The following is a 12,005-nucleotide window of genomic DNA, read 5'->3' on the forward strand; positions in this document are numbered from 1 at the left end:
TCGCGCAGATGCTCCACCAGATCGGGGCGGGACAGCATCCGCCGTCCTATGCGCCGGTTCGGCGTGCCGATGTGGCGCCTTGTCGACATGTGGGCCGGGCCGAGTCGCGGCGGCGTCCGCGTCCGCGACGGGGCGGGTGGTTGCGCAGGATGTTCGCCTTCTAGACCGGGGCGATGGTGCGGGGTGGCCCCCATCCCCGCACCATCGCTCCTTTCATCACGACAGGGGCTCGTCGGCGGCCGACAGGTGCGGCACGGGGACGGTGCCCATGCGTCCGGCCTGGAAGTCCTCGAACGCCTGGACGATCTCGTCGCGGGTGTTCATGACGAACGGGCCGTAGCGGGCGACGGGCTCGCGGATGGGCAGGCCGCCGAGGACCAGGATCTCCCAGCCGTTCGCGCTGGCGAGCGGCTGCGTGTCGGCGGCGCGGACGACCAGGCCGTCCTGCGCGCCCTGGTGGTGGGAGCCCGCGAACACCGCGAGCTGCCCCTCGTCCAGGCCGGCCTGCTCGACGCCCGCGGTGCCGCGTCCGGACAGGACGTAGACCATCGCGTTGAAGTCGCGCGGCCACGGCAGCGTCAGCCGCGCGCCGGGCGCGACGGTGGCGTGCAGGTAGTTGATCGGCGTGTAGGTCACGCCGGGGCCGTCGTGCCCGGCGAGCGAGCCGGCGATCACCCGGACGAGCGAGGAGCCGTCGTCGGCGGCGAGCAGCTTCACGTCGCGGGCCTGGATGTCCTGGTAGCGGGGCTCCACCCACTTCTGCGCGCGCGGCAGGTTCACCCAGAGCTGGACGCCGTGGAACAGCCCGCCCTTGGCGACCAGTTCCGGCGGCGGCTGCTCGATGTGCTGGATGCCGGACGCGGCCGTCATCCACTGGGTGGCGCCGTCGGAGATGAGGCCGCCGCCGCCGGTGGTGTCCTGGTGCTGGAAGGCGCCGTCGATGATGTAGGTGACGGTCTCGAAGCCGCGGTGCGGGTGCCACGGGGTGCCCTTCGCCTCACCGGGCGCGTACTCGACGGCGCCCATGTGGTCGAGGAGCAGGAACGGGTCGGCGAGCGACAGGTCGATGCCCGGGAACGGGCGCCGGACTTCGAAGCCCTCGCCCTCCAGGTGCCGCTTCGCGGTGACGATCTTCGCGACGCGGCGCCAGTCGGTGCCGGTGTCCGGCAGCAGCGGCAGCCGGGGCAGGGTCAGCGGGTCGGCCATCACGGCTGGCATGGGGTCCTCCGTCGGTCGGGGCCCGTCCGCGGCAGGGGCGGGCTTCCCCTTCTCCAAGTTAGTTGATGCTTCAACTATTCCCCCACTATACTGATCGGCATGAGCGAACCACGCTGGCTCGATGCCGCCCAGCAGCGCGACTGGCGGGCGTACGTGGACGGCAGCGCCCGGCTCACCGAGTTGATGGACCGCGACCTGAAGACCCGGCACGGCCTCTCGGTGTCGGAGTACGAGATCCTCGTCCGGCTCTCCGAGGCGCCCGAGCACCGGCTGCGGATGGCCGAGCTCGCCGAGAACGCCAGCCAGTCGCGCAGCCGGCTGTCGCACACCTGCTCCCGGCTGGAGTCCAAGGGCCTGGTCAAGCGGGACAACTGCGGCACCGACAAGCGCGGCGTCTACGCGCAGCTGACCGACGACGGCTTCGCGACGCTGGAACGCGCCGCCCGCGACCACGTCGAGGTCGTCCGCGAGTACCTCATCGACGTGATCGAGCCCGAGGACCTGGAGGCCGTCGGACGCGCCTTCAGCGCCGTCCTCAAACGGCTCGGCGCCACCTGACCGGCGGCTACAGGGTGACCGACACGCCGGTCAGGAACCCCACCGAGACCAGGGTGAGGAACACCCACGCCAGCATCATCCCCGCGCCGAACGGCCGCCACCGGCCGCCGACCTTCCACATCAGCAGGCCGCCCAGCCCGAACGCCAGCACCAGCAGCGTGACGAACTGCGGCAGCAGGCTCGGCCGCCGGCTCGTCATCAGCGGCGCGTACATCATCACGAAGTCGACGAACACGAACAGGCCGAACCCCGCCGCGATCGCGCCGACCTCCCGGCCGTTCAGCGACCGGGTGCGCTCGGCGATGCCCAGCGCCCGCTCCGAGCGCAGCCGCAGCCGCGGATGCGCCGGCTCCGGCTCCTCCTGGACGCTCTGCGCCACGGCGAAGATCTCGTCCTCGAGGCTCGGAGCGTCCCTCTCCTGCGGATCCGCCATTCCGGCTCCCTGAGGGCCGGCGGATGCCGGGGCGACATGCCCGGCGAGGTAGGCGACGTTCGCGGCCCGTCCGCCCCGGCCCCTTTCCGGCGGACACGCCGTCAAACGCACCGTAGCGAATCCGAGGTCCAACGCGAAGGCCATGCGACGTGCCATCCTGCAAAGATGCCAGCTAGAGGGCCACTCCGCAGTGCGGCTTTCGCCGCCGTGTTCATCGCCGTGTCGACCGCCGCGACCGGATGCGGCAACGGATCCGACGACGGCGGCAAGTCCGGGACGGCGTCGCCCGCCACGCCGCCGACCGCGACCGCGACCGGGACCGGGACCGCCTCGGCCGCGCCGTCCGCGAAGCCGACGAACCAGAAGTTCCAGGCGAAGATCGAGAAGGTCACCGCCGGGGACCTGAAGTACTCCTGGCACAGGGGCTGCCCGGTCGCGCCGTCCGGCCTCCGGAGGATCGACATGACCTACTGGGGCATGGACGGCAAGCCGCACGACAACGGGCAGCTCGTCGTCAACGCCAAGGCGGCCGGCGACCTCGTCACGGTGTTCCGCAAGCTCTACGGCATGCGCTACCCGATCCGGCGCATGGAGCCGGTCGACAAGTACAAGGGCAGCGACTTCGACTCGATCGAGGCCGGCAACACCTCCGCGTTCAACTGCCGCAACGCCACCGGGTCCAGCTCGTTCTCCCAGCACGCCTTCGGCCTCGCCGTCGACCTCAACACCTGCGAGAACCCGTACGTGTACGCCGACGGGCACGTCGCCCACAAGGACTGCAGGAAGTACGCGAACCGCAAGAGCAGGGCGCCCGGCGTCATCCACGCCGGCGACAGGGTGGTGAAGGCGTTCGCCTCGATCGGCTGGGGCTGGGGCGGCGAATGGAGCGGCGCCCGCGACTACCAGCACTTCAGCAGCAACGGCCGCTGACCCGGCCCGGTCATCGGCCGGCGGGCCCGCGCACGGGGGATGGACGCGCCGTCGCGTCCGCGCGGGCGGCTGCCCGGGGTCAGACCATCATGACGGCGACGACGCCGACCACGACGATGACCGCGACGACGGCGAGGCCGACGACGAGGGCCATGTTCGGACCGGCCTTCTCGGCCGGCGCGCGGTTGGCGAAGTTCTGGAACTGGTGGGTGGTGCCTGCCGGATCATTCGGTGTCTGTGACATGCCGAAGAGAGTAACGGATGCATTCCGCCCGATTCGGGCGCTTTCCACGGCAGCAGGCCCGGCAATGCACGAACGCGCGGAGAGTGTGGGATTCGAACCCACGAGGACTGTCCCCAGCCCTGGGCGCTTTCAAGGCGCCTGCACTAGTCCACTATGCGAACTCTCCTCGGCCACGCCCCGGTGGCCACGGCCCACGATAGCGGTCCTCCTAGACGCCCTCGACCGCATATCCCGGGATGGACGGCCAGCGGACCGTCATCACCACGGACTCCTCCTCGGCGTGCCACGAGTGGTCGACGCCGCGCCCCCACACCACGTAGTCGCCGGGTTCGGCCAGCAGCACGTCGCGCCCCGGGAACTCCAGCCGGAAACGGCCGCTGATCAGCACGAGCAGCGCGGTGCGCTTCTCGCCGCTGGTCCACTGCGCGCGCCGCTCGTCCTTGGGGTGGACGCCCCATTTGACCTCGACCTCGTTGCTGTGCCGCAGGTCGCCGGACGGCTTGAAGTGGCCCAGCAGCCAGCCCCGGTCGCCGGCCGCGTCCGCGGCGGCCTTGCCCACGTAGATGCCCTGCTCGTCGCCCTCCACGGGACGCGACTCTAGCGGCGGCGGTGCGCGGGCCGGGTCAGGCGGAGGGGTCGGGACGGTCGGGGCGCGGGTAGGCGAAGCCGTCGCCGACGACCGCCGCGAGGTTGAGATAGGCCTCGCGGGTCGCCTGGGCGAGCTGCTCCAGCTCGACCTCGGCGCCCTCCTCCAGGTGGTCGTCGTAGGGGATGCGGACGACGGCGCGGCAGCGGCTCTCGAAGTGCGCCTGCAGCTTGTCCAGGTCGACCTGGCTGCGGGTGCGGTTGCGGACCATCGACAGCACCACGACGCCGTTGCGGACCAGGTGGCCGTGGTCGTGCGCCTCCAGCCAGTCGAGGGTCGCGCTCGCCGAGCGGGCGCCGTCCACCGACGGGGAGCTGACCAGGACGAGCTGGTCGGCGAGGCTCAGCACGCCGGCCATCGCCGAGTGCAGCAGGCCCGTCCCGCAGTCGGTGATGCAGATCGAGTAGTACTGCTCCAGGACGACCGCGACGGCGGCGTAGTCCTCGGCGCTGAACGCCTCGCTGACCGCCGGGTCGCGGTCGGAGGCGAGGACCTCCAGCCGCGCGGGGTTCTGCGAGGTGAACGCGCGGACGTCGGCGTAGCGGTGGATCTTGTCGCGGCTGTTGAGCAGGTCGCGGACGGTCGCGGCGGTCTCCAGCCGGACCTTGTCGGACAGCGTGCCGCGGTCGGGGTTGGCGTCCACCGCGATGACCCGGTCGCCGCGCAGCGAGCCGAGCATCGAGCCGAGCCCGGTCGTGGTGGTGGTCTTGCCGACGCCGCCCTTCAGCGACATCACCGCGACGCGGTGGTGCCCGTTCGTGACGGGGGTGCGGGCCCGCCCGATCAGGTCCTTGCGGCGCAGCTCGCCCTGCGACTCGCCCGGGTGGAGGCTGCCGCCGGTGGCCTTGTAGACGGCGCGCCGCCAGCCCGACGACGGCGCGATGCGGCGCTCGCCGAGCAGGTTCTCGGAGCTGAGGCTCTCGGAGCTCTTCGGGTCGGGCTGCTGCGGCTGCCCCGGGTACTGCTGCTGGCCGGGCGGGACCTGCTGGTACGGCCCGGGGCCTTGCTGCGGGTGGGCGTAGCCCTGCTGGGCCGGTCCGACGTCGCCGTTCGGCGGCATCTGCGCGTACGGCCGCTCGGTGCTGGGGTCGATGCCGTACGGCCGTCCCGTGCTGGGGTCGATCGGATAGGCCTGGCCGGTGGTGGGATCGACCCAGTACGGCTGGCCCGTGGCCGGGTCTACGGGGAAGGGCTGGCCGGTGGTGGGATCGACCGGGTACGGCTGGCCGCCCTGGTTCTGCGCGTAGGGCTGCCCGGTGGTCGGGTCGACCGTGTACGGCAGTCCGTTCGCGTTCGGGTCCTGCTGGAACTGCTGCGCGTTCGGGTCCTGCGCGTACGGCTGCGCGTTCGGGTCGTGCTGGAACTGCTGCGCGCCGTTGGGGTCGCCCGGAAAGGGCTGGCCCGCGTTCGGGTCCTGCGGAAAGGGCTGGGCGCCGCCCTGCTCGGCCGGGTAGGGCGGCTGGACGGCGTTGGGGTCGTGCGGCGGGAACGGCTGGTCGGGAACGTACGGCGGCAGCTGGTCGAGCGGCGGCGCGCCCTGGCCCTGCCCCTGACCGTTGCCCGCGTCGTACGGCTGCTGCGGTGCCGGCCCGGTCTCCCAGGACTGCCGCTGGTCGAACGGCTGGTACGCGGCGGCGTACGGCGGAGGCAGCATGCCGCCCTCGAACGGCTGCGGCATGGGGCCGCCGTCGTAGGGAGGAAGGTTCTGCCCCGGCCCGGGGGCGGGCGGCGGCGGGCCGAACCCCTCAGGGCCGAACGACTCGGGGCCGAACGACTCGGGGCCGAACGACTCGGGGCCGAACGACTCGGGCGCCAAGTTCTCCGCGCCGGGGATCGGCGGCGGCGCGGCCAGCCACGGGTTGGCGTTCGGGTCGTGCGCGAACTGCTCGGGCTGCTGCCCCTGCTGCCCCTGCTGCCCCTGCTCGGCCGGCGCGCCCTCCGCCTGCCCCTGCGGGCCCGGCACCTGGCCCGCCGCCTGCTGCGCGGGCTGCGCGGGCTGCTCGGGAGGCGGCTGCCCGCCCTCGGTGGCGGCCGGCGGGACGGCGGCGGACGGCCCCGTCGTCTCGCCGCTCATCGCGTCAAGAGAGGCCAGCCGCTCCTCCAGGGAACGCCCGTCGTGCTCGTTCCTCGCCACCGCTTCTCCCCTCGGGCACACCTCTGATGATCATTACGGAGCAGGAGGGCAAATCGGCCCCCACGCAGGATACCCGCGCGTCAATACCACGCATCACCTCAGTAGATCCACATTGCCCCCGCGGAGGCGGTCCGACCGGCCGTCGGCGGCGCCCGTCCGGCGCCCGGTAGCGTGACCGGTATGCATGCGATCGTGATTCGCGAGCCGGGGGACGCCGACGTCCTGGAGTGGACGCGGGTGCCCGATCCCGAGCCGAAGCCGGGCGAGGTGCTGGTCGAGGTGGCGGCGAGCGCGGTGAACCGCGCCGACGTCATGCAGCGGATGGGCTTCTACGACCCGCCCGAGGGCGCCTCGCCGTACCCCGGGCTAGAGGTGTCGGGACGGATCGCCGCGCTCGGCGCCGGTGTGACGGGTTTCACCGAGGGTGACGAGGTGTGCGCGCTGCTGGCGGGCGGCGGTTACGCCGAGCGCGTCGCGGCGCCCGCCTCGCAGGTGCTGCCCGTCCCGCGCGGCGTCGACCTCGTGGACGCGGCGGGGCTGCCGGAGGTGGCCTGCACGGTGTACTCGAACGTGTTCATGACCGCCGGACTGCGCGCCGGGGAGACGTTCCTGGTGCACGGCGGCGGCAGCGGCATCGGGACCCTGGCGATCCAGCTGGCGAAGGCGCGCGGCGCGCGGGTGGCGTGCACCGTCGGCAGCGCGGAGAAGGCGGAGCGCTGCCGCGAGCTGGGCGCCGACGTCGTCGTCAACTACCGCGAGGACGACTTCGTCGAGAGCGGCCCGTACGACGTGATCCTGGACTCGATCGGCGCGAAGTACCTGGCGCGCAACGTCGAGGCCCTCGCGACGGGCGGGCGGCTGGTGGTCATCGGGTTGCAGGGCGGCGCGAAGGCGGAACTGGACCTGGGCGCGCTGCTGCGCAAAAGGGCGGCCGTGCACGCAACGGGGCTGCGGTCCCGTCCGTTGGAGGAGAAGGCGGAGATCGTGGCGGCCGTCCGCGAGCACGTCTGGCCGCTGCTGGAGTCGGGGGACGTCCGCCCGGTCGTCGACCGGCGCGTCCCGATGGCGGACGCCGCGCAGGCGCACCGGCTGATGGAGCAGAGCGGACACGTCGGCAAGATCCTGCTGACCGTGTGAGGATGAGGGAGTTATGAGCGAGCCTTCGAAGAACCAGTCGGAACAGGAACCGCACGTCCTCGTGGTGGGGCCGAACGGCATCGCGCTGGAGGGCGCGGGCGACGGCGGCGAGTCCGAGGGCAAGTCGATCACCGAGATGGTCGAGCAGCCCGCGAAGGTGATGCGGATCGGCGGGATGATCCGCCAGCTGCTGGAGGAGGTCAAGGCCGCTCCGCTGGACGAGGCGAGCCGGGCCCGGCTGCGCGAGATCCACCAGTCGTCCATCAAGGAGCTGGAGGACGGCCTGGCCCCCGAGCTGGTCCAGGAGCTGGAGCGGCTGTCGCTGCCGTTCGCCGAGGAGTCCGTGCCGAGCGAGGCGGAGCTGCGGATCGCGCAGGCGCAGCTGGTCGGCTGGCTGGAGGGGCTGTTCCACGGCATCCAGACGACGCTGTTCGCGCAGCAGATGGCGGCGCGCGCCCAGCTGGAGCAGATGCGCCGCGCGCTGCCCGCCGGGATGATGCCGCAGGGCATGGACCAGCAGGACGAGCCCGGACCGCGCTCGTCCGGCCCCTACCTGTAAAGACGTTCCGGGACGGCCGCACCCGCCGCGGCGGGTGCGGCCGTCGTCACGGGAACAGGCGCTCCAGGACCTGCGCGACGCCGTCGTCGTCGTTGCGGGACGTGGTGTGCGTGACGGCGGCCAGCACGAGCGGGTGCGCGTTCGCGACCCCGTACGAGGTGCCCGCCCAGGAGAGCATCGGCAGGTCGTTGGGCATGTCGCCGAACGCGGTGACGTCGGCGGCGCCGAGGCCGTGCTCGGCGCACAGCGCTTCGAGGGCGCTGGCCTTGGTGACGCCGTGCGCGCTGATCTCCAGCAGCCCGCGCCCGGACGAGTGGGTCACCGTGACCAGGTCGCCGACGGCCTTCTCCGCGCGCGCGGCGAGCTCGTCGGGGTCGGCGTCGGGGTGGAAGGCGAGCAGCTTGGTGCTCGGGAGGGCGACCAGCTCCGCGGCGTCGACGGGACGGCCGCCGAGCGCCTCGGCGTCCCAGCCCGACAGGTCGTAGCTGCGCTCGAACACGAACCCGGTCGGGTACTCGGCGGCGAAGCGGAACTCGGGCGAGACGCCGCGCAGCCGCTCGACGGCCTCGGCGAGCGCGCCCGGCGCGATCTGCCGGGCGTGCACCACGGTCTCGGTGTGCAGGTCGTAGACGAGGGCGCCGTTCGCGCAGATGGCCAGGCCGCGGTGGCCGACGGCGGTGGCGATCTCCGCCATCCAGCGCGGGGGGCGGCCGGTGACCATGACGAGCATCGCGCCGGCGCGCTCGACGCGCGCGAGGGCGGCGACGGTGCGCGCGGAGATGGTCCCGTCGGAGCGCACGATCGTGCCGTCGAGGTCGGTGGCGATCACGCGCGGCGTGGGTTCGGTCATGTCACCTTCCAGTACATCCGGGACTCACCTTAGGCGACGGGTCCGACGGGCGGTCCGCCCGGTCGCTCCGCGCCGGCCGCCGTTCGCGTCCTGTTCGCGCCATGCCCCTTCCGTCCCCTCCGTCCCCCACCTAGGGTGTGGTCACCCGAATCTTCTTCACGTTCGCTCTCTCCCCCCGCGTGCGGAAGGCGCTGCCCATGACCCGCAGAACCCCCCGTCTGGTGTCGGCCGCCCTGGCGGGCACCGTCGCGCTGGCCCCTCTCGCCCTCCAGGCCCCCGCCGCGTCGGCCGCCCCCGCGACCGCCGCCCGGACCGCCTCCACCGTCCACGGCGTCACGGTCGACGGCGCCGTCAACGTCCGCGACATCGGCGGGTACACGGCCCGGGACGGACGGCACGTCCGCTACGGCGCCGTCTACCGGTCCGCGTCGCTCAGCAAGGTCACCGCGACCGGCGTCGCGCAGCTCCAGCGGCTCGGCCTGACGGCCTCCGTCGACTTCCGCTCGCAGCTCGAGGTCGGCATGTCCGGCGCCGACAAGCTGCCCACCGGCGTCACCCCCGTCGCCGCGAACATCAACGCCTTCTCCCCGACGCTGCTGACGATGGTGCCCGAACTCCTCAAGGCGATCCTCGCGCAGGACAAGCCCGGCGAGTTCATGGCGCTGTCGTACCGCGGATTCGTCCACGACCCCGACTCGCGCAAGCAGTTCGCGGCGGCGCTGAAGCGCATCGCGTCCGCCAAGGGGCCCGTCCTCTACCACTGCACCGAGGGCAAGGACCGCACCGGCGTCATGACCGCGGTCCTGCTCACCGCACTCGGCGTCGACAAGACCCAGGTGTACGGCGACTACCTGCGCTCCAACCAGGAACTCGCCGACCAGAACGCCGCCGAGCTCGCCCAACTGGAGAAGCTCGGCATCGACCCGGCCCTCGTCGAGCCGTTCCTGACCGTCCGCGCCTCCTACCTGGACTCCGCCTTCGACCAGATCAAGAAGGACTTCGGGACGTTCGACGCGTTCCTCACCAAAGGCCTCGGCATCGACGCCGCCACCCAGGCCGCCCTGCGCAAGCAACTGCTCCGGTAAGCGAAAGGGCCCGTCCCCATGCGGACGGGCCCTCCCTCATCGGCTTCTCAGCGCTTGACGGGCTCCAGGACCTCCAGGCCCAGGAACTTCTGCAGCGCCTCCGGGACGCGCACCGAACCGTCCGCCCGCTGATGGTTCTCCAGGATCGCGACCATCCACCGCGTCGTGGCGAGCGTCCCGTTCAGCGTCGCCACCGGCTGGTTCTTCCCGTCGGCGTCCTTGTACCGCACCGACAGGCGCCGCGCCTGGAACTCGGTGCAGTTCGACGTCGACGTCACCTCCCGGTAGGTGTTCTGCGTCGGCACCCACGCCTCGCAGTCGAACTTGCGCGCCGCGCTCGCCCCGAGGTCGCCCGCCGCCGTGTCGATCACCCGGTACGGGAGCTCGCACTTCGCGAGCATCTCCTTCTCCCACTCCAGCAGCCGCAGATGCTCGGCATGCGCGTCGGCCGGATCGCAGTAGGAGAACATCTCCACCTTGTCGAACTGGTGGACCCGGATGATGCCGCGCGTGTCCTTGCCGTACGAGCCCGCCTCCCGGCGGAAGCACGACGACCACGCCACGTACCGCCGCGGCAGCTCGTCGATGATCTCGTTCATGTGGTACGCGGCGAGCGGCACCTCCGACGTGCCCACCAGGTACAGCTCCTCCTGCGGGAGCTGGTACACCTCCGCGGCGTGCGCGCCGAGGAACCCGGTGCCCTCCATCGCCTCCGGCTTCACCAGCACCGGCGGGTACATCGGCACGAACCCGGCCGCGACCGCCTGCTCCATCGCCAGGTTCAGCAGCGCGTACTGCAGCCGCGCGCCCACCCCGGTCAGGTAGTAGAACCGCGCGCCCGACACCTTCGCGCCGCGCTCCATGTCGATCGCGCCGAGGCCCTCGCCCAGCTCCAGATGGTCCTTCGGCTCGAAGTCGAACGCCGTCGGCTCGCCCACGTGCTCCAGGACTTCGTAGTCCTGCTCGCCGCCCGCCGGAACGCCGTCCTCGATGAGGTTCGGGACGCCCTTCAGCGCCGCGTCCAGCTCCTCGCCGAGCCGGTCGGCCTCCGCCTCGCGCTCCTTGACCTGCTGCGCCAGCTCCTTCGCGCGGGCCAGCAGGGCCTGCCGCTCGTCGCCCTGCGCCCGCGACACCGACTTGCCGAAACTCTTCTGCTCGGCGCGCAGCTGCTCGAACGAGGTCAGCGCGGAGCGCCGCCTCCCGTCCAGGTCCAGCAGCCGGTCGACGACGGCGTCATCCTCACCGCGGGCGCGCTGCGAGGCGCGCAGCCGCTCGGGATCCTCTCGAAGAGCTCGCAGGTCAATCACAGACCCGAGGCTACCGGCCCGGACCCCTCCCTCGCGCGCGAGTATCGCGGTCCGGCCGGTCGTGCCGTCAGTGCAGCGCGCTCGCCAGCAGCGCGTGCGCGGGCAGCGCCACCTGGCCGTCCAGATCCGGATCCGACCCCTCCGGCAGGGCGTACCCCGCGACGAGCCGGTCGTACTCCGCCTTGATCCGCGCCACCGTCTTCTCGTCCTGCCGGCTCACGGCGACGCCGTTGCTGCCGACCCCGGCTAGCGCCCCCGTCTCCCACCACTCCTCCGGGTCGACGAGGTGCTCCCAGGTCACCTCCTCGACCGCCACGTCCGCGTAACCCGCCTCCGCCACCAGCCGCCGGAACGCCATCGCCTCGCCGTACTCCATGAACGGCGACGGCGGGATGTCGTCCGGCCACGGCACCCCGGCCGCGTCGATCGCGTCCCGGACCACCGCCAGCGCGCCGACGCCCGGCATCACCCAGCAGCTCAGCGCCAGCCGCCCCTCCGGCCGCAGCACCCGCCGCAGCTCGGCGAGCGCCACGTCCGGCGCGCCGACATGATTGATCACGAAGTTGCCGACGACCGCGTCGAACGTCCCGTCCGGGAACGGCACGTCCGGCAGCACCGCCACCCGCACGTCCAGCCCCGGCACGTTCCGCCGCGCCGCCTCCGCCATGCCCGGGTCGGCGTCCAGCGCGGACACCTCCGCGCCCCGCCGCACCGCCTCCGCGGCCACGAGGCCCGGCCCCGTCCCCACCTCGAGCACGCGGGTCCCCGCCGCGACGCCCGCGGCGTCCAGCAGGGGCCCGACCATGTACCGCGTGAGCCGGGCGAACCCCCGCTCGTACGCGGGGGCCCGCCCGGCCCACAACTCGCGCTCGTAAAGATCAAAGTCGGCCACGACGGCAGCGTA

The 12,005-nt window shown here is 72.6% G+C and carries 13 protein-coding genes and 1 tRNA gene; 5 read left to right on the top strand and 9 right to left on the bottom strand.

Translation table 11 applies throughout. The features are described 5' to 3' along the window. Positions 1-216: 216 nt before the first annotated feature. A complete protein-coding gene (locus tag ACA514_RS24165) occupies positions 217-1,218 on the bottom strand; it encodes a pirin family protein (RefSeq protein WP_375043496.1) in 1,002 nt (333 codons plus the stop codon). Positions 1,219-1,317: 99 nt separating this feature from the next. Here ACA514_RS24165 and ACA514_RS24170 point away from each other — a divergent pair, with 99 nt between their 5' ends. Next, positions 1,318-1,776 (top strand): MarR family winged helix-turn-helix transcriptional regulator, encoded by a 459-nt coding sequence (locus ACA514_RS24170; protein WP_375043497.1) that lies wholly within the window; start codon positions 1,318-1,320, stop codon positions 1,774-1,776. 7 nt (positions 1,777-1,783) lie between these two features. On the opposite strand, the gene ACA514_RS24175 is transcribed toward ACA514_RS24170, so the two are convergent. Next, the gene (locus tag ACA514_RS24175; RefSeq protein WP_375043498.1) at positions 1,784-2,209 is read right to left on the bottom strand and encodes a hypothetical protein; all 426 of its coding nucleotides are present in this window, start codon (positions 2,207-2,209) and stop codon (positions 1,784-1,786) included. Positions 2,210-2,416: 207 nt separating this feature from the next. Here ACA514_RS24175 and ACA514_RS24180 point away from each other — a divergent pair, with 207 nt between their 5' ends. After that, a complete protein-coding gene (locus ACA514_RS24180; protein ID WP_375043499.1) occupies positions 2,417-3,139 on the top strand; it encodes a M15 family metallopeptidase in 723 nt (240 codons plus the stop codon). Positions 3,140-3,218: 79 nt separating this feature from the next. Here the strand turns inward: ACA514_RS24180 and ACA514_RS24185 are convergent, their stop codons facing one another. The 4 genes from ACA514_RS24185 to ACA514_RS24200 form a co-directional block, all read right to left on the bottom strand. Beyond that, positions 3,219-3,383, bottom strand: a complete 165-nt coding sequence (locus ACA514_RS24185; protein WP_375043500.1) for a hypothetical protein — start codon at positions 3,381-3,383, stop codon at positions 3,219-3,221. 77 nt (positions 3,384-3,460) lie between these two features. Further along, a tRNA-Ser gene (locus ACA514_RS24190) sits at positions 3,461-3,549 on the bottom strand. A gap of 42 nt (positions 3,550-3,591) precedes the next feature. Next, the gene (locus tag ACA514_RS24195; RefSeq protein WP_375043501.1) at positions 3,592-3,969 is read right to left on the bottom strand and encodes a signal peptidase I; all 378 of its coding nucleotides are present in this window, start codon (positions 3,967-3,969) and stop codon (positions 3,592-3,594) included. 37 nt (positions 3,970-4,006) lie between these two features. Then, complete coding sequence (locus ACA514_RS24200; protein WP_375043502.1) at positions 4,007-6,163, bottom strand: AAA family ATPase; 2,157 nt, start codon at positions 6,161-6,163, stop codon at positions 4,007-4,009. A gap of 180 nt (positions 6,164-6,343) precedes the next feature. On the opposite strand from ACA514_RS24200, the gene ACA514_RS24205 reads away from it, so the two are divergent. Together ACA514_RS24205 and ACA514_RS24210 are read left to right on the top strand one after the other, a co-directional pair. Further along, positions 6,344-7,300, top strand: coding sequence for an NAD(P)H-quinone oxidoreductase (locus ACA514_RS24205; RefSeq protein ID WP_375043503.1), 957 nt, complete (start codon positions 6,344-6,346; stop codon positions 7,298-7,300). A 13-nt stretch (positions 7,301-7,313) separates the two neighbouring features. After that, positions 7,314-7,859: a bacterial proteasome activator family protein gene (locus ACA514_RS24210; RefSeq protein WP_375043504.1), complete on the top strand. Its 546-nt coding sequence runs from the start codon at positions 7,314-7,316 to the stop codon at positions 7,857-7,859. Between the two features lie 46 nt (positions 7,860-7,905). On the opposite strand, the gene ACA514_RS24215 is transcribed toward ACA514_RS24210, so the two are convergent. Continuing rightward, positions 7,906-8,709, bottom strand: coding sequence for an HAD family hydrolase (locus ACA514_RS24215; RefSeq protein ID WP_375043505.1), 804 nt, complete (start codon positions 8,707-8,709; stop codon positions 7,906-7,908). A 197-nt stretch (positions 8,710-8,906) separates the two neighbouring features. Between ACA514_RS24215 and ACA514_RS24220 the strand changes: the two genes are divergently transcribed. After that, complete coding sequence (locus ACA514_RS24220; RefSeq protein ID WP_375043506.1) at positions 8,907-9,794, top strand: tyrosine-protein phosphatase; 888 nt, start codon at positions 8,907-8,909, stop codon at positions 9,792-9,794. Between the two features lie 47 nt (positions 9,795-9,841). Here ACA514_RS24220 and serS read toward each other — a convergent pair whose 3' ends face one another. Next, a complete protein-coding gene (gene serS / locus ACA514_RS24225; RefSeq protein ID WP_375043507.1) occupies positions 9,842-11,101 on the bottom strand; it encodes a serine--tRNA ligase in 1,260 nt (419 codons plus the stop codon). A 67-nt stretch (positions 11,102-11,168) separates the two neighbouring features. Then, complete coding sequence (locus ACA514_RS24230) at positions 11,169-11,993, bottom strand: class I SAM-dependent methyltransferase (RefSeq protein WP_375043508.1); 825 nt, start codon at positions 11,991-11,993, stop codon at positions 11,169-11,171. Positions 11,994-12,005: the final 12 nt, after the last annotated feature.

Source organism: Actinomadura sp. NTSP31 (assembly GCF_041951385.1).
Lineage (GTDB): Bacteria > Actinomycetota > Actinomycetes > Streptosporangiales > Streptosporangiaceae > Spirillospora > Spirillospora napierensis.

Excerpts from the sequence above, each read along its gene's own strand:
- ACA514_RS24165 (WP_375043496.1), bottom strand. The coding sequence starts at position 1,218 with ATGCCAGCCGTGATGGCCGACCCGCTGACCCTGCCCCGGCTGCCGCTG.
- ACA514_RS24170 (WP_375043497.1), top strand. The coding sequence starts at position 1,318 with ATGAGCGAACCACGCTGGCTCGATGCCGCCCAGCAGCGCGACTGGCGG.
- ACA514_RS24175 (WP_375043498.1), bottom strand. The coding sequence starts at position 2,209 with ATGGCGGATCCGCAGGAGAGGGACGCTCCGAGCCTCGAGGACGAGATC.
- ACA514_RS24185 (WP_375043500.1), bottom strand. The coding sequence starts at position 3,383 with ATGTCACAGACACCGAATGATCCGGCAGGCACCACCCACCAGTTCCAG.
- ACA514_RS24205 (WP_375043503.1), top strand. The coding sequence starts at position 6,344 with ATGCATGCGATCGTGATTCGCGAGCCGGGGGACGCCGACGTCCTGGAG.
- ACA514_RS24210 (WP_375043504.1), top strand. The coding sequence starts at position 7,314 with ATGAGCGAGCCTTCGAAGAACCAGTCGGAACAGGAACCGCACGTCCTC.
- ACA514_RS24215 (WP_375043505.1), bottom strand. The coding sequence starts at position 8,709 with ATGACCGAACCCACGCCGCGCGTGATCGCCACCGACCTCGACGGCACG.
- ACA514_RS24220 (WP_375043506.1), top strand. The coding sequence starts at position 8,907 with ATGACCCGCAGAACCCCCCGTCTGGTGTCGGCCGCCCTGGCGGGCACC.